Raw genomic sequence first — 17,724 nt, forward strand, 5'->3', positions numbered from 1 at the left:
GCCACAAGGGCGTAAACTTTGTGTTACCTGGTTCAATGCAGTTGCAGTTAGAAACATCTAAAGGCAACGCACAGCACGACTTAATTGTATTTGCTGAAGGGTTAAATTTAGAAAAGTTGTTCAAGGTGCAACAGGTGTTGACGGAATGGATGTCATTCGATGTATTTCGTCCTGGTCTGGAAATGCAAAAAGGGTTCGCCGTAGAGACGAGTGTAAATGTCTTAAATACTGAGCAGCTCCAGCAAAAACTTGAGCAGGTGGCCACAGCTTTGCAAATTGAGATTGCGGTGTTGGAAAATCGTCCCACACTAGCGGAACCAGGCTTGCTTCTAATGGATATGGATAGCACCGTCATTGGTATCGAGTGTATTGATGAAATTGCCAAGATAGCCGGAGTTGGCGAACAGGTTTCTGAGGTCACGGAACTTGCCATGCAGGGTAAGTTAGATTTTGCTGAAAGTCTGCGTAGCCGAGTGGCTTGTTTAAAAGGGGCTGATGAGAAGGTACTTTATGAAGTGCTAGAACGTTTGCCAATTAACCCCGGCATCAGTGCTTTACTTGATACCCTAAGACATGCCAATTGGAAACTCGCCATTGCATCGGGCGGATTTACCTATTTTGCCAATTATTTAAAAGAGCGTTTATCACTGGATTATGCAATATCCAATACATTAGAGATAGCAGATGGCAAATTAACTGGCCAGGTATTGGGAGAGATCATTGGCGCGCAAGCAAAGGCCGACACCTTAAAAAAATTGTCTAAAGATTTTAATCTTAAGGATAGCCAAACTATCGCATTGGGTGATGGTGCAAACGACTTGGTGATGATGGGGCAAGCGGCGTTAGGTGTTGCTTACCATGCTAAACCCATAGTGCGTCAACAGGCAGCTGCTGCGTTAAGGTTTAGTGGGGCAGATTCGCTATTGGCTTTTTTGCGTCGCAAATAATTCTTAACAAATGCATCTATAATAATGCAAAACCCAACATCCGTTGTGCTAATCCAAAATAGCATTGTTTTTCGTATTTACATTAACCCATTGCGAAGTGAAACATCATGACAGAACAAATTGACCCATCTTCACTACTAAGTGACGTGAGGATCGTTTTAGTTAATACGTCTCATACTGGTAATATTGGTTCGACGGCTAGAGCGATGAAAACAATGGGCTTGAGTAAGCTTGTGTTAGTCGATCCTGTCGATGAGCCAGACGGCAAAGCCAGTGCTTTGGCTGCCGGGGCTGGCGATGTGCTGGCAAATGCAAAAATCGTATCTTCTCTTGAAGAAGCGGTGGCAGATTGCGGACTTGTTGTGGGTACTAGTGCGCGTTCACGCACCTTACCTTGGCCTATGCTCGAACCCAGAGAGTGTGGTGAAAAACTCGTAGCTGAAGTGGCGAATTTTCCAGTAGCCCTCGTTTTTGGCAGAGAGAACAACGGATTGAGCAATGAAGAACTGCAACAATGCCACTTTCACGTTTGTATCCCTGCAAATCCTGAATATAGTTCTCTAAATTTGGCCGCTGCAGTGCAAACCCTTTGTTATGAAGTGCGCATGGCCTATTTAAATTCAACGCGTATCCCTGAAGAAACTCGTGAATATCCATTGTCTGACGACCTCGAACGTTTTTATAGTCATTTGGAACAAACCCTTTCAAAAACGAATTTCATCATCCCTCAGCATCCGGGTATGGTAATGACCAAACTTCGTCGTTTATTTAACCGCGCTCGACCCGAAACCCAGGAACTTAATATTCTTAGAGGTATATTGGCGTCGGTAAATAAATCGATAGATAACAAAGGTTAATTGTGTTTGAAAGAATAAAAGAAGATATTCAAAGTGTTTTTCATCGTGATCCCGCGGCAAGAACAACTTTTGAAGTGTTAACAAACTACCCAGGATTGCACGCCATCTGGTTCCATCGATTAGCGCACAAATTATGGGTGGGCAATTGGAAATGGTTGGCACGTACGCTATCTACCTTTTCTCGCTGGTTGACAGGTATTGAAATTCATCCGGGTGCCACACTAGGACGACGCTTTTTTATCGATCATGGTATGGGTGTGGTCATTGGTGAAACCGCACAGATTGGAGATGATGTTACCCTATATCACGGCGTGACATTGGGGGGGACCAGTTGGAATGGAGGTAAACGTCACCCCACTTTGGAAGACAATGTGGTTGTTGGTGCTGGTGCTAAAGTGCTTGGACCAATCACCATGCATAAAGGTGCAAAAGTTGGCTCTAATTCGGTGGTGGTTAAGGACGTTCCTGAAAATGCGACTGTGATTGGAATACCTGGCCGAATTGTAATGCAAAAAGCAGAAAAAGATCACGACAAACATCAACAACGTGATAAAATCGCGCGCAAATATGGGTTTGATGCCTACGCCGTTGCGCCTGACAACCCAGACCCGGTGGCAAACGCCATTGGTGTAATGCTTGATCATGTGCATTTAATTGATACGAAAGTTGAGGAAATGTGCAAGGCGATCAATGCCATGGGTGGTGAAGTGTGCGGTAAATCTTTACCCGCAATTAACCTGGAAAATTTTCAGGATAGTGGCATGGCAGAAGATATACAAAAAGCCCGGGACGCCTTTGACCCCTCAATATAGCGCAATAGCTCCTAATACTTGACTGTTTTACTTGGTTAAATACTTGACTAATTTAGTCAGGTATGTGAAAATCTCGCCCATCTTGAAAGAGGGTGCGAGCTATGAAACTAACATCTAAAGGTCGATATGCGGTGACAGCCATGTTGGATGTGGCGCTTCATTCACGCAGAGGGCCTGTGTCATTGGCAGACATCTCTGAACGTCAAGAAATTTCATTATCCTATCTTGAACAGCTATTCTCCCGTTTGCGTAAAGAAGAACTTGTGCAAAGTGTCCGAGGGCCAGGCGGCGGTTATAAACTGGGCCGACAAGCTGATGAAATTGCTGTTGGCGAGGTAATTCGTGCTGTTGACGAATCTGTCGATGCGACACGATGTCAAGGACATTCAGATTGCCAAGGCGGCGAACGCTGCTTAACACACAGTTTGTGGCAAGACCTCAGCGAGCGAATTAGTTTATTTCTCAATGGTATCACCTTGGGTGAACTTATGGCTAAGCAAGACGTAAAAGCCGTTGCAGGAAGACAAGATAGAACCAAACAACTTAACAATATCGTTGCAAACGAAATTGAAATCAGTATGCAGCTTTAAGCGGAGCAAGCAATGAGCAATATCAACTTACCCATTTACTTAGATTACTCTTCGACAACGCCGGTTGACCCACGTGTTGCACAAAAGATGATGGAATGCTTGTCGCTTGAGGGCAATTTTGGTAATCCGGCATCGCGCTCACACAAATTTGGCTGGGTAGCAGAAGAAGCTGTCGATATCGCACGTAATCAAATTGCTGATTTGGTGAATGCAGACCCAAGAGAAATCGTTTTTACTTCAGGTGCAACTGAGTCAAACAACCTGGCAATAAAGGGCGCTGCGCATTTTTATGCTAAAAAAGGCAAGCACATAATCACTTTGAAAACCGAACATAAAGCTGTACTGGACGCATGTCGACAGCTTGAGCGAGAAGGTTTTGAAGTAACCTACATGACTCCCAAAGCGAACGGGTTATTGGACTTAGAAGAGTTCAAAAAGACCCTAAGAGCTGACACAGTGCTAGTGTCTATTATGCACGTTAACAATGAAATTGGCGTGATCCAAGACATTGAAGCCATTGGTGAAATATGTCGAGAAAACAAAGTGTTATTCCATGTTGATGCTGCCCAAAGTACTGGCAAAGTCAATATCGATCTGCAAAACCTGAAAGTTGATTTAATGTCATTTTCCGGTCACAAAACCTACGGACCTAAAGGTATTGGAGCATTGTATGTGCGCCGCAAACCACGGGTACGTCTTGAAGCGCAAATGCACGGTGGAGGTCACGAGCGTGGAATGCGTTCAGGTACACTTGCTACCCACCAAATCGTTGGCATGGGTGAAGCGTTTAGAATCGCCAAAGAAGAAATGGCAGATGAAAATGCACGTATCTTAAAACTACGGGATCGTTTGTGGAACGGTGTAAAAGACATTGAAGAAGTTTATTTAAACGGTGATCTAGAGCAACGCGTTGCGGCAAATCTTAATGTTAGTTTTGCTTATGTTGAAGGTGAATCCTTGATCATGGCACTTAAGGACATGGCAGTATCTTCTGGTTCAGCTTGTACGTCAGCCAGCCTAGAGCCATCTTATGTTTTGCGCGCACTGGGCCTGAACGATGAATTAGCCCACAGTTCGATTCGCTTTACTATCGGCCGTTTTACCACCGAAGAAGAAATAGATTATGTCATTGATGTAGTAAAAAATGCGATCACTAAGTTGCGCGAGATGTCTCCATTGTGGGATATGTTTAAAGACGGCGTTGACTTAGAAAAAGTCGAGTGGGTACACCACTAACACAGAACTAAAATAGTCGCAGTTTGACTGTGAGTAATTCAAGAACAGAATTTGGTTTAAACGCGAGCAATCGCAAATATTGAGGTAAGTAACATGGCTTACAGTGAAAAAGTAATTGACCATTATGAAAATCCCCGCAACGTGGGTGGTTTTGATAAGAACGATCCGACTATCGCAACAGGCATGGTTGGAGCTCCTGCATGTGGTGACGTAATGAAACTGCAACTTAAAGTAGGTGAAAACGGCGTGATTGAAGATGCCAAGTTTAAGACTTATGGTTGTGGCTCTGCGATTGCCTCTAGCTCACTCGTGACTGAATGGGTAAAAGGCAAAACTTTAGATGAAGCCGTTACCATCAAAAACACTGACATTGCAGAAGAGCTAGCGCTTCCGCCAGTTAAAATCCACTGCTCTATTTTGGCTGAAGACGCCATCAAAGCGGCAGTTGATGATTACAAATCTAAAAACGCTTAGTAGTAAGAGGTACAAGTGTTGGGCATTAAAATATCAGACGCAGCCGCTCAGCGGGCCAGAAGCTTTCTGGAAAATAGAGGCAAAGGCCTCGGACTGCGTTTAGGGGTTAAAACAACGGGTTGTTCAGGCTTGGCCTATGTGCTGGAGTTTGTTGATGACTTGAACCCTGACGACGAAGTTTTCGAAGACAATGGCGTCAAGATTATTATCGACGGCAAAAGTTTGGTTTACCTAGACGGTACCGAATTAGATTTTGCTAAAGAAGGGTTGAATGAAGGCTTTTTGTTCAATAATCCAAATGCAAATGGTGAATGCGGGTGTGGTGAGAGTTTTAACGTTTAACTCAACCACGCCTGGCACTTCTTTCAGAACTCACTAACATAGACCAACATTCAATGAATTTTTTCACTTTGTTTGGATTACCAGAACAATTTAAACTCGATAAAAATCATCTCGCTAACGTCTATAAATCGTTAGCGCAGGTGACTCATCCAGACAAGTTTTCAACGGCAAGTCAGCAACAAAAGCTGCTTTCCGTGCAAAAAAGCTCCCAAGTGAATGATGGATACAATGTTTTAAAGCATCCTCTTTCTCGTGCTGAACATATGCTGGAATTACGTGGTTTGTCATTGCAACATGAAACCAAAACACTTCAAGATCCTGCGTTCTTAATGCAACAAATGGAGTGGCGAGAGCAACTTGAAGATGCTCAATATGCCAAAGAGCCTATGGCTGTTTTGGAAGACCTGGAGCAAGAGCTGCAAACGCAAACTGCCGAACAATATAAAATTCTCGAAGATTTGCTGGTCAGCAGTGACGAGCAATCTAATCAAAAGGCCGCTGCGGAAATACGCAAATTAAAATTTATGCACAAGCTTCTATCTGAAATAGCGCGCAAAGAAGAAGAGTGGTTTGATGACTTCTAATACAAATACATATACGTATTGGAATAGGACTGCTAGCCTTACACACCATTTTTGTCTAACACAGTATAAGTAGATATCGTTTATGGCCCTTTTGCAAATTGCTGAACCTGGTCAAGCACCCGCCCCACACGAAAGAAAATTGGCGGTAGGCATTGATCTGGGTACTACAAACTCTCTTGTTGCCACAGTCCGAAGTGGTAAAACTGAAACCTTGGCTGATAGTGAAGGCAACCATTTATTACCCTCGGTGGTACATTATTCAGCGGTGAAAAAAGTCATAGGTGAGCAGGCAAAACTCAATGCCAGCAAGGATCCCGCTAACACTGTTTCGTCGGTAAAACGCTTGTTAGGCCGCAATCTAAACGATATTAAAGCGACTTACCCTAATTTGCCTTATGAGTTTGGCAACAACGAGAACAATGTCACTATTCAAGTAGCCGGAAACACCGTGAACCCAGTAAGTGTGTCTGCGGAAATTCTGAACGCCTTAAAACAACGATCTGAGCAGACCCTTGGTGATGAATTAACCGGGGCGGTCATTACCGTACCTGCCTATTTTGATGATGCGCAACGCCAGGGTACTAAAGATGCTGCTCAGTTGGCAGGGTTACATGTTTTGCGCTTGTTAAACGAACCTACGGCAGCGGCAATTGCCTATGGACTTGATTCAGGACAAGAAGGCGTCATTGCCATTTATGATCTGGGTGGGGGGACATTTGATATTTCGTTACTCAGACTCTCAAAAGGCGTCTTCGAAGTACTGGCAACAGGTGGTGACACGGCGCTAGGCGGCGATGATTTTGACCACCTGCTATTTGATTTCATTTGTCAGCAAGCCAAATTGCCCGAAGAATTATCACCTCAATTGAGGCGCAGAATCTTAGACGATGCCAAAGCTGCCAAAGAGGCTCTTTCCAACGATTCTGGTGTTGATGTGCAGTTTATCGATGATGAAGGCAACAGCCATGTGGTCGTCATCAGTTGCATGAAATTTGAAGCGTTAATACAGCCACTGATTAAAAAGACCTTACGATCATGCAAACGCGCCGTAAAAGATGCGCAGGTGGAATTAGACGAAATTTTGCAGGTAGTGATGGTCGGTGGTTCAACGCGGGTGCCCAGTGTCAGGCATGAAGTGGGACAGTTTTTCGGTAAAACACCTTTAACTTCAATTGACCCAGACAAAGTCGTCGCCATTGGTGCGGCAATTCAAGCCGATATATTAGCTGGCAATAAGCCAGACAATGAGATGCTGCTGTTGGATGTTTTGCCACTCTCCCTGGGTATCGAGACGATGGGTGGATTGACCGAAAAAATCATTCCACGTAATACCACCATTCCTGTAGCAAAAGCACAGGAATTCACGACTTTCAAAGATGGTCAAACCGCCATGATGGTTCATGTGCTGCAAGGCGAACGTGAACTTGTTGCTGATTGTCGATCGCTGGCCAAATTTAATTTGACCGGCATTCCGCCTATGACGGCTGGCGCGGCGCATATTCGGGTAACCTTCCAAGTCGACGCTGACGGTTTGTTAAGTGTTACTGCTATGGAAAAGTCGACTGGAGTGAAAGCAGAAATTCAAGTGAAACCCTCATACGGATTAGAGGAATCGCAAGTGGCTGACATGCTCAAATCTTCAATGGAACATGCCAAAGAAGATATGCAAGCACGCATGCTTAAAGAGCAACAGGTTGAAGTTGCTCGTGTCGCAGAGTCTCTCAAAAGTGCATTGGATAAAGACGGCAAAGCATTGCTTTCAGACGTCGAGTTTGCCGCCATAAACGAAGCAATGCAAAGCATGATCACCATCGGCCAAAGCAATGACATTGAAGCAATTAAACAAGCGATCGAAAAAGTCGACAACATAAGTCAAGCCTTTGCCGCGAGACGTATGGACAAATCAATTAATCAAGCGTTGGCTGGTCACTCAGTTGACGAACTATAAGAGTTAACAGGAGCTTCGTATGCCACAAATAATCTTTTTACCCCATGAAGAACTGTGTCCAGACGGCGCAGTACTTGAAGGCGAAAAAGGCACTTCAGTCCTTGATGTGGCACTGAAAAATGGCATTGGTATTGAGCATGCGTGCGAAAAAGTCTGTGCCTGCACAACATGCCACGTACTGATCCGCGAGGGCCTTGATTCGCTCGGTGAGGTAGATGATCTGGAAGAAGATATGTTGGATAAAGCCTGGGGCTTAGAGCCTGATTCCAGATTAGGCTGCCAGGCCATAATCAACGACGAAGACTTGGTTGTCGAAATTCCTAAATACACAGTAAACATGGTGTCAGAGAATCACTAGGCCAACCAAATTTTGATTAGAAGGGGCGAGTCAGTGTAAACGGACTTGCCCTTTTTTCATTAAACGTTTTGTTTCACATCCATTTCACAGTTTAATCGTTACCTTGGGCATATACACTAACAAGAGTAACGCCCATGCCTAGTCAAATTATACTGAATGACGTCAGCCAATCGTTTTTTTTAAACGATTCAAAAATTACTTTGTTTAAAAACCTCAATGTGTCGATTTCTCAAGGCGAGTCTTATGCGATAACCGGGCCCTCTGGTGCAGGTAAATCAAGTTTACTCATGTTGATGTCTGGGTTAGAACAAGCTGCAACAGGACAAGGTATATACCGCAACAATAATCAACAGAAAACACTTGATGAATTGCGCTCTGAAATTGGTTTTATCTTTCAGCAGTTCCATTTATTGCCGGAGCTGACGGCACTGAACAACGTTGCATTGCCGTTAAAATTAAGAGGGGACAAGGATGCCTTGCCGAAGGCAAAAATCTGGCTAGAGAAGGTTGGTTTACAGCAAAGACAGCATCACAAGCCCTCGGAATTAAGTGGTGGAGAACAGCAGCGAGTCGCAATAGCTAGAGCTTTGGTATTTAACCCAAAGTTTATCTTCGCAGATGAACCTACAGGAAATTTGGATCAGAAAAGTGCACGGGAAGTCACTGATATATTGTTCTCTTGTTGCGAGGAAAACAATGCTGGTTTGGTTATTGTTACCCATAGCGACAAGTTAGCCAGCAAAGCGAAGCATATTTTTACCTTGTCTGACGGGCAATTTAAACTAGCCAGTACAAACAATTTAGAGGTGATAGCATGCTAAAGAGCACCTCGATACGCGCCAATACAGCACTGGCCTGGCACTTTTACAGGCAAGAATATTCGCAATCTCACCAACGTCTTTTGCGTTGGGTACAAGGCATACTTCTGCTATTTATCATCACCCTAAGCCAATCCAGCGATAGTATTCAAAATTATCTACAGATGAATTTAAACGGCCTGCTGGGAGCTGATGTGGTGCTCAGTCAGCAACAATCACTCACCACGGAACAACATAGTGAAATTTTGGACATTGCAGATAAGGTTGTGGTGACCCAACAAGTCAAAACGACGCTGACTCATGACGGAAAATGGCAACAAGCTCAGATTAAAGCTGTAGATAGTCGATACCCACTGCAAGGCGAATTAATAACGTCGTCAACGTTAGATGGCGTTGGACAGTCAAATTCTTCGGGACCTCAATCTGGCCATATTTGGTTGGATGCCAGATTACTTGCTAGCTTGTCGTTAACCATTGGTGACTATTTGACTATCGCAGAGCAACGCTTTGCCGTATCGAGAATATTGCAACATGAACCAGACAGATTAATGGAAGGGCATACGGTAGCGATGCGAGCCATGATCCATACCGAAGATATGGCGGCATTAGGCTTTGCCCCCGAACTTATTCATTATCGATATTTAATTGCCGCAAACTCCGAGCAAACCAATCAGCTGATTGATTGGCAAAAGGAACATTTGCCAGCGGCTGTCATACGTCATAAACAAGGTCAACATCCGTTAGCGCTATTTTGGCAAAGAACCGAAAATTTCATGGGACTTGCTTCGATTATTTTATTTTTTATGGCTGCCATTGCAATCGAGCAGCTAACCCAGGTTCATATGAAAAAGGACCAGTTTTTTTCAGCTGTGTGCATGAGTTTGGGGGCGTCAAAGGCCGCAGGGTTGCGTGTATCCTTATTAAAATGGTGTATTAGCATCGTTTTTTTGCTGCCGGTTGTTGTATTCGTGTCAGCAGGCTGTCACTGGCTGATTATGCACTTTTTAAGTAATACGTTTAGCGATTTGCAATGGCACTGGAATTTTTATTCAGTCGTAAAGCCCATTGCTGCCGTTGTCGCCATCTTTGCTGTTTTTCACATGCCGGTTTGGTTGGCTGTTCACAAAAGCTCGGTTGCTAGACTCTTTGTTGGCGATTATAGAGGGTTGAGTCATTGGGTGAGCAAAATTAGCAGCATTCTCGTATTGCTCGGTGTAACACTTATCTATTCAGATAACGGGTTGTTAACTTTAATGATGGTGACCGTCATCGCAGTTACCATCGCTTTGATGATCTTCCTTAGTTGGAGCAGCTTAACAATAGGTGAGATGTTGACTCAGCGAGTGTCAGGGCTTGTTCCTTTTGCGTTATTTATGATGAAACAGCGTCTGGTAAGTAAAAGCACGCAAATAATGGGTATTGGGCTGTGTGCATTTTTACTACTATTTACACTTATGCTGCTTAAAGACCTCGGTCAAACAATGACGTCCTATCAGCGTCAACATGACGGTAATGTGTTTATTTCTAAAGCCACACAAGTGCAAATGGAATTTATCGAGGATTGGGCCAGTGAACAGGACATATCCTTGCGTCAAATAAAACCCTATATGTATGCCAAGCTGACAGCAGTTAATGAACAATCACTTGCACGATTTAGTCAAAAACCCAGTGACAGTATGGCCACTTTCAGTCAAGCGATACGGTTGCACTGGAGTCAAACAGTACCGCAAAACAACGTTGTGGCCAGTGGACAATGGTGGCAGTCTGATGAGCAAAACTGGCAACAAATTTCTATTGAACAGGAAGTGATGACAGACCTTGGCTTAGAGCTTGGTGATTGGCTGACTTTTTACATCAATCAACAAAGCTATGATTTTGAAATTGTCGCAAGCCATAACTATAAACCAGGTGCTGGTTCAATTACCTTTTGGGTGCAGATGCCGCCCAGTGCGCTTGATCATATTCAATCACCGCATTTTAGTATGGCAAGTATGGAGTTAATGGATGAGCAATGGTCAGTATTGGCACCCTTATGGCAAAAATTCCCAACGCTTCTGATGGTGTCATTGAAAGAACTCACTCAGCGCTTTGATAAATTATTGGCCATGATCACTAACGTGATTAGTGGTTTCTCATTGATGATAGTGTTGTTGGCTGCGGTAGTGATTTTAGCCTCCATCAATTCTCTGGAGTCTAATGAAAAGAAAAAGAACAGTGTGATCATGAGCTTTGGATTTTCTCGTTCAACCTGCTTAAAACTCAACCTGATAGAATGGTTTGTTACCGCAAGCATAACTGCTGTAGGGGCAATTTTAGGGACATACATTGCGGGGCTATTGATCTATCAGTCACAATTTTCGTTGACGTATAAACCTGATTTTGTTTGGCTGTTTTTAACGCTTTTGATCATATTAAGTTTAACTACAACATTAGGTGTTTATGCCAGTCGAAATAGCTTAAAAAGTTCGGTCAGGCAATTGCTATCCGGTACCTGAACCCAATACAAAATTAATGATAAGCCCATACGTCGATGGGCTTAGAATTGGGGTTAAATATATTTTTGACAGTCTTTATTCATTTCACATTCTTTTCACAGTCTTGATTTTAATCTGTGTGCAACATTTAGGAGGAAACCCAATGAATATGTTGAAAGTAAAACTATCCAAGTTGCTCACGGTCGCCTTGTTGCTATGTCTTACGGCGCTAGTGAATGCAACAGAACAGACTAAAAAAGTTGTAATGATCGTAAGTAGTTATGGACAACAGCAAGGTGAGGAAAAGCCAGGTTACGAATTTGACGAGTTCGCCAAAGCCTACCTCGTATTCAATGCCAATGGAATAGCGGTAGATGTTGCTAGTCCGGCAGGCGGAATGGCGGAAGCAGATAAATATGATCCCAGCAAACCCTACAATGCTAAAGTGTTGGCCAATAGCGAAATAATGGCAAAATTAAGCGATACACTAGCCACTAGCGCACTGGATCCAAATGACTATGACGGCATTTTCATTGTAGGTGGCAAAGGCGCCATGTTTGATTTGCCCAAAGATGAAGCGTTGAAATCGATTATTGCAGACATTTATCATCAACAAGGAACAGTCGCAGCGGTCTGTCATGGTCCTGCAGCTCTGGTTGATGTGAAGTTAAATGATGGTAGTTATCTCGTTGCGAATAAGATGGTCAATGGTTTCACCAATGATGAAGAAACCTTGTTTGGCAAAAAGTGGTTGAATCAATTTGATTTCATGCTTGAAGATAAACTTATTGAGCGTGGAGGAAAATTTCAATCTAGCGAAATTATGTTGAGTCATGTTGCGGTGGATGAGCGTCTTATTACCGGGCAAAATCCAACGTCAACGGTCGATGTTGCTACCGAGCTAGTGAAAAAATTAGGGCTTACGCCTGTTGCCACAAAACCAGATACTGACGATAAGACTTTGGCTGTTGTTGCCAGATTGTTGGCGGGTGACAAAACGGCGGCAAATGAACTGGCAAGCAACCGACAGCAATACCATATTGCACTTGTTGGCATGTATGGCTTCTATTATTTGAAGCTCGCTGATTCGAATGTCGAATATGAAAATGCACTGACATTAATGTTAGTAGCTCAAGATGAACTCAAAAACCCAGTGTTAGACATGCAGATTGCGAAAACTCAGCAAAAGCTCGGACAAGAACATGAGGCTAGATCAACACTCGAACAACTACTGGCGAGAAAACCTGATTATGCTCCAGCAGTGGACATGTTGAAAACAATGTCATTATGATGAGATAACAAAACTTCATTGAGTGTCTCTTTCCAATGCGAGGTGCTCAATTGATAGGAAGCAAACAATGACTAATCTAACCATATCACTCAACGTACTTTTGGTTGAAGATCAACTAAGCATCTGTCAAAACATTGCTGATTACATGGAAGAAAAAGGCCATGTGTTTGATTTTGCTAACAACGGTAGGTTGGGGTTGGAACTGGCGTTAAATCAGGATTACGATTTGATTATTCTCGATTTAAACCTGCCGTCTATGGACGGGTTGGAAATTTGCCGACAATTAAGAGAAAAGTCTGCGCGACATATACCTATTCTCATGCTCACTGCGCGCGATAGTATAGAGGATAAGGTGGATGGTTTTAATGTTGGCACCGACGATTACCTGACCAAACCGTTTTCATTGCAAGAACTTGAAGTGCGGTGTTTAGCCTTGTCCCGCCGTCATTTATTGCAAACCAACACAACATTGACCCTAGGACCATTGAGCATTGATAGAAAAACGAGGCAAGTGAAACGCAAAGGACAACTTCTGGATTTGCACACCATGGGTCTGAAAATTCTCACTATTCTTGCTGAATCTTATCCGCAGGTAGTCAGTCGATCCCAGCTGTCGCAAAAATTGTGGGGAGATGAACCAACAGAATCGGATGCAATGCGTTCTCACATTTATCAACTGCGTAATGTTTTAGACAAGCCTTTTGACTATCCAATTTTGAAAACGGTTCATGGCGTTGGGTTTACCTTGGATATTAAAGATGAGCAATAAGCCTATTAAACAACCTGCTAGATTCCATAGTTTAAGCCGGCGTATCGTTGCGCAATTTTGTATTTTTACTCTGGTTTTGTCGGCGATTTACGGGCTACTCAGTTTTCTTCTCATGTACATATTGGAAGATGAATTTATTGTCCGGGATATCCGTCAGGAGGCTAATTATTTACTGCAACAATATCAACAGACTTCTCAATGGCCACAAGTCCAAGGTGAGAATATGACGTTGCATTTTTCTTTGGAAACCTTACCTGATGATGTGCGCCAAAAATTAATCGAAGAGCCACAACGAACCGAATTTTATGGCGCAAATGGCCGTCACTACCATCTCTACCCGGTGGATAAAGACAATTCTATCTATTTGTTAGCTGAGGTGAGCCAGAAGTTACTTGTCAGGCCAATCAGAGAAGGCGTAATAACATTGCTCATTGTTGGCGGTTCGATATTGACCCTTATCGCGTTTTTTATCGCATGGATGTTGGGCAGAAAAACCGCACTACCTTTGAAAAAACTGGCTGACCTGGTCGACGGCGTAGCACCAGAAAAAATACCTGAAAAGTTTGCCGATCAATATCCCAACAATGAGATTGGCATTTTAGCGACAAGACTTGAAAATACCATGCAGCAACTCAGTCAGGCCCTGGAACGTGAAAAATGTTTCACTCGAGACGTGAGCCATGAGCTACGCACACCTGTTGCCGTCATTAAAAATGCAGCTGAAGTGTATCGTCAGAAAAACATTGGCGATGCCGAATCAAGTGAGATCATTAATCGAATTACTGATGCTACGATACAGATGGAACAAACGGTTACAACCTTGTTGACTTTAGCCCGTGAAGAGCATACATCGGTAGGAAAATCATCTGTTAAATTACTGCCAATAATTGAGCAATCAATTCTGGATCACGGGTATTTATTAGAGGGCAAAGACGTAGATGTCGAGGTGAGTGACAATTGTGATGCCGAGGTTTTTTCACAAAAAGGCATGGTGAAAGTGCTATTGGATAATCTGCTTAGCAATGCTTTTCAATATACAAACTCAGGGGTAGTTACAGTGAATTTTACTGGTAACACACTTACCATCGAAGATACCGGGCCGGGGATTGAAGGCCAAGTATCGGCAAATGTTACCGAACCGGCAGTTAAAGGTAGCCAAAGTACAGGTTATGGCTTTGGATTATCTATCGTCAAACGGTTATGTGAACACCAAAACTGGCATTTAACTGTATCTAGTCATCAAGGTACAACTGTGCAAGTGTTATTTGGTTGATTAACCACAGCCATTTAAATTAGTTAACCTCAAATACCTTTACCCCTCAACGATTTCACATTCATTTCACATGCATTTTTGTATTCTTTTCGCTAAAGCAATTAACCAAATTTATGCGAATGGAGTATTCAACGTGGCAGGGTTATTAAGAGTTTTTGGCATCTTCTTCTTTTTACTGGTTATCGGTGGGTGCAATGTAATCAATGTTCTTAAACTAAGAAGTGCAAACGATGATGTTGTGCCGACCTGGAGCGCAACCGGTGATCATTTTCCGATCAAAACCGATTACATAGGCGAAAAAGTCTTTATTTATGGCAGCATTAATGGGGTAGAAGGGTTCAAATTTTTAGTCGACACTGGCGCATCCTTTACCATTTTATATGACACGCCCAAAGTCAAATCGTTAGGGCTACAAAAAGGTTACGAACTGGGTTTAGCCGGGTGGGGTGATGAGGACAAATCTTTAGGACATCAAATCAGCATGCGTTCGTTTTCATTCGGTGATTTAAAAGTCGAGCAGTTTCAAGGGGCATTTATACAGATGAGTGAAACCCCATATTTTGCTAGCCCTGATGAACTGATTTACGACGGCGTTGTTGGCCATGATTTGATGCGTCATTTTATTTGGACTTTCGATTACCAAGCTAAGCAAGTTATCGTTGCTAATGTGCCATTCGCACCTAAAAAAAGTACTCAAGCACTACCTTTTGATACCTTCATGAGTAAAATCAGTGTTGAGGCAAAGTTTGATTTTGGGAATGGACATGTCATTGATCATGACGTCATTATTGATAATGGCAGCAGACACTACTTTAAGCTTAGCTCCGCCTATCCAGAATCTAACGATGTTGAGTTACCCACCCAAGTGACTGCAGCCGATTTTGGCTTAAGTGGAAAAGCTGAACATCAGAGAATCACCCTACCTAGTATTACCCTTGGTGACATCAAATTAAATAAGGTGCGCACGAATATCATTGAGCATGATGATGAAGACGAGATGTGGGTGATAGGAAACGGTATTTTTAATCAATTTGTGACTACCGTGGACTACCAAACTGAAACACTCTATCTCACCCCGTATGAAGGACATGAGTTTCAATCTCGTTATAACTTGATGGGGCTAGAGGTGAGAAAATTACTGTCTGGAAATTACATCGTGCGCTACGTTATGCCCGATTTACCTGCCAAGCATGCAGGGCTGAAAGCGGGAGATATCATCGCTCAAGTCAACGGTGTAGAAGCCAAAAATATTAGCAAGGATCAATGGCTGACAATGAGTAATACACCAGCAAGCTATGAAATTTGCTTGGCTTCTTCTCAATGTGTTCGGCTGCAATCAGAACATATCGAAGGATATTCAAGATAACCCTCGATTGGGTTCGTCTGGTGACAAAAGTTTACATCTGAAAAAATGTGCTGCAGATAAAATGTGAATGATGATTTACATTTTGTCTGCGGCGATTATACTGTGTGCACTTTTTGCTCTAATTAGAGGCCTTCGCGCATGCAATCTAACCCATCAACTGCCATAAAATCTTTTTTACTCACACTTTTCACTATCCTTTTGACATTAGGTTTTGGAAGTCATGCGGCAGATAACGAATTCGTTCAGTATGATCAACCAGCATTGGCGTTTAAAAACGTATTGCTCATTGATGGTACGGGAGAACCTGCAAAATCGGAGCAAACAGTTGTGGTCGTTGATGGTGTGATAACGCAGGTTGGCCAAGCAGGCTCAGTAGACATTCCTAGCTCGGCTAAGGTCATTGATGGTCAGGGTAAATCGCTGATCCCAGGCTTAATCATGATGCACGAGCACATGTTTTACCCCACAGGGAAGCGTAACTACACCGAAATGTTATATAGCTTTCCGCGCCTGTATCTCGCGGGGGGCGCTACCACTATTCGTACTGCCGGCACAACCGCACCTTATGCCGATTTGAATCTACGAGATGCGATCACTAATGGCGATTCGATCGGGCCTGACATAGATGTAACTGCCCCTTATCTCAACGGTCCGGGTCTGCCAATTTTGAAAATCAAAGCCTTGCAAGATGCACAGAATGCAAAGCGCATGATGCAATATTGGAACGCCGAAGGTGTAACATCTTACAAGGCGTATATGCATATCCGACAAGACGAGATGAAAGAAGTATTAAAACAAGCTCATGCGCAAAATCATAAAGTGACAGGGCATTTGTGCTCAGTAACGTATCGAGAAGCGGCCCAACTGGGCATCGATAATCTCGAGCATGGGTTTTTTGCGGCAAGCGACTTTGTCAAAGATAAACACAAGGATGTTTGTCCATCAGGGAAAGACACTCACCAGTCGCTCCATGATCTCGATATTGACTCGCAAGAAGTGAATGATCTTATCGCATATTTGGTGGAAAAAGACGTGACCTTGACGTCAACGCTTACTGTGTTTGAAACCTTTACAAAAGGGCGTCCGAAAGCAAGGGAAACGGCGTTGCAAGCGCTAATTCCCCAAGTAAGAGATCAATATGAATCTCGGTGGGAAGCCATCTCCAAACAAGAAAATGCTACGTGGCCAGTGGTTTATAACAAAATGCGTACGCTAGAGAAGAAGTTTGTCGAAGCCGGTGGCCGATTAATGGTGGGCACTGACCCAACTGGTTATGGTGGTGTGATTGCTGGTTTTTCTAATCAACGGGCCATTGAATTGCTCTATGAAGCGGGCTTTAGCATTGAACAAACGATCAAGATTGCATCATTAAATGCGGCTCAGTATCTCGACCGTGATGACACGATAGGCAGTATTGAACAGGGAAAACGTGCTGACCTTGTGCTCGTTGACGGTGATCTATCAACTGACATTGAATCCATAAGAAATATGCAAACCGTTTTTAAGCAGGGTATTGGTTATGATAGTCAGAAGTTAATTGAAAAAACTAAATCTGTCGTAGGGTTGCATTGATAGCATGGCAATT

Annotated in this window: 17 protein-coding genes; all 17 read left to right on the plus strand. The window is 43.2% G+C overall.

The genetic code is table 11. The features are described from left to right. The first annotated feature begins 20 nt into the window (after positions 1-20). The 17 genes from serB to FM019_RS13420 all read left to right on the plus strand — a co-directional run bounded on the left by serB (position 21) and on the right by FM019_RS13420 (position 17,711). Positions 21-947 carry a phosphoserine phosphatase SerB gene (gene serB / locus FM019_RS13340; protein ID WP_260681626.1) on the plus strand — a complete coding sequence of 309 codons (927 nt, stop codon included), beginning with the start codon at positions 21-23 and terminating at the stop codon, positions 945-947. A 107-nt stretch (positions 948-1,054) separates the two neighbouring features. Next, the gene (gene trmJ / locus FM019_RS13345) at positions 1,055-1,804 is read left to right on the plus strand and encodes a tRNA (cytosine(32)/uridine(32)-2'-O)-methyltransferase TrmJ (protein ID WP_143836434.1); all 750 of its coding nucleotides are present in this window, start codon (positions 1,055-1,057) and stop codon (positions 1,802-1,804) included. A gap of 2 nt (positions 1,805-1,806) precedes the next feature. Further along, positions 1,807-2,616, plus strand: coding sequence for a serine O-acetyltransferase (gene cysE, locus FM019_RS13350; RefSeq protein WP_143836435.1), 810 nt, complete (start codon positions 1,807-1,809; stop codon positions 2,614-2,616). Positions 2,617-2,717: 101 nt separating this feature from the next. Next, positions 2,718-3,206 carry a Fe-S cluster assembly transcriptional regulator IscR gene (gene iscR / locus FM019_RS13355; protein ID WP_143836436.1) on the plus strand — a complete coding sequence of 163 codons (489 nt, stop codon included), beginning with the start codon at positions 2,718-2,720 and terminating at the stop codon, positions 3,204-3,206. Between the two features lie 12 nt (positions 3,207-3,218). After that, positions 3,219-4,442, plus strand: a complete 1,224-nt coding sequence (locus FM019_RS13360; protein WP_143836437.1) for an IscS subfamily cysteine desulfurase — start codon at positions 3,219-3,221, stop codon at positions 4,440-4,442. Positions 4,443-4,535: 93 nt separating this feature from the next. Then, the gene (iscU, locus tag FM019_RS13365; protein ID WP_143836438.1) at positions 4,536-4,916 is read left to right on the plus strand and encodes a Fe-S cluster assembly scaffold IscU; all 381 of its coding nucleotides are present in this window, start codon (positions 4,536-4,538) and stop codon (positions 4,914-4,916) included. Positions 4,917-4,934: 18 nt separating this feature from the next. Then, positions 4,935-5,258 carry an iron-sulfur cluster assembly protein IscA gene (gene iscA, locus FM019_RS13370; RefSeq protein ID WP_143836684.1) on the plus strand — a complete coding sequence of 108 codons (324 nt, stop codon included), beginning with the start codon at positions 4,935-4,937 and terminating at the stop codon, positions 5,256-5,258. Positions 5,259-5,311: 53 nt separating this feature from the next. Beyond that, complete coding sequence (hscB, locus tag FM019_RS13375; protein WP_143836439.1) at positions 5,312-5,842, plus strand: co-chaperone HscB; 531 nt, start codon at positions 5,312-5,314, stop codon at positions 5,840-5,842. 82 nt (positions 5,843-5,924) lie between these two features. After that, positions 5,925-7,790: a Fe-S protein assembly chaperone HscA gene (hscA, locus tag FM019_RS13380; RefSeq protein WP_143836440.1), complete on the plus strand. Its 1,866-nt coding sequence runs from the start codon at positions 5,925-5,927 to the stop codon at positions 7,788-7,790. A 19-nt stretch (positions 7,791-7,809) separates the two neighbouring features. Then, entirely contained in the window at positions 7,810-8,148 is a 339-nt protein-coding gene (gene fdx, locus FM019_RS13385) for an ISC system 2Fe-2S type ferredoxin (RefSeq protein ID WP_143836441.1), read from the plus strand. A 134-nt stretch (positions 8,149-8,282) separates the two neighbouring features. Beyond that, positions 8,283-8,969, plus strand: coding sequence for an ABC transporter ATP-binding protein (locus FM019_RS13390; protein WP_143836442.1), 687 nt, complete (start codon positions 8,283-8,285; stop codon positions 8,967-8,969). 2,135 nt (positions 8,970-11,104) lie between these two features. Further along, a complete protein-coding gene (locus FM019_RS21135; RefSeq protein WP_409553375.1) occupies positions 11,105-11,461 on the plus strand; it encodes an FtsX-like permease family protein in 357 nt (118 codons plus the stop codon). Between the two features lie 142 nt (positions 11,462-11,603). Beyond that, positions 11,604-12,731 (plus strand): type 1 glutamine amidotransferase domain-containing protein, encoded by a 1,128-nt coding sequence (locus FM019_RS13400; protein ID WP_143836444.1) that lies wholly within the window; start codon positions 11,604-11,606, stop codon positions 12,729-12,731. A gap of 67 nt (positions 12,732-12,798) precedes the next feature. Beyond that, entirely contained in the window at positions 12,799-13,500 is a 702-nt protein-coding gene (locus FM019_RS13405; protein ID WP_143836445.1) for a response regulator transcription factor, read from the plus strand. Continuing rightward, positions 13,490-14,773 (plus strand): sensor histidine kinase, encoded by a 1,284-nt coding sequence (locus tag FM019_RS13410; protein ID WP_143836446.1) that lies wholly within the window; start codon positions 13,490-13,492, stop codon positions 14,771-14,773. The genes FM019_RS13405 and FM019_RS13410 overlap by 11 nt, the downstream gene beginning before the upstream one ends. A gap of 133 nt (positions 14,774-14,906) precedes the next feature. Continuing rightward, complete coding sequence (locus tag FM019_RS13415; RefSeq protein ID WP_185969286.1) at positions 14,907-16,139, plus strand: aspartyl protease family protein; 1,233 nt, start codon at positions 14,907-14,909, stop codon at positions 16,137-16,139. Positions 16,140-16,277: 138 nt separating this feature from the next. Next, positions 16,278-17,711: an amidohydrolase family protein gene (locus FM019_RS13420; RefSeq protein WP_143836448.1), complete on the plus strand. Its 1,434-nt coding sequence runs from the start codon at positions 16,278-16,280 to the stop codon at positions 17,709-17,711. Positions 17,712-17,724: the final 13 nt, after the last annotated feature.

Origin of the sequence: Aliiglaciecola sp. M165 (assembly GCF_007197995.1) — a bacterium.
Lineage (GTDB): Bacteria > Pseudomonadota > Gammaproteobacteria > Enterobacterales > Alteromonadaceae > Aliiglaciecola.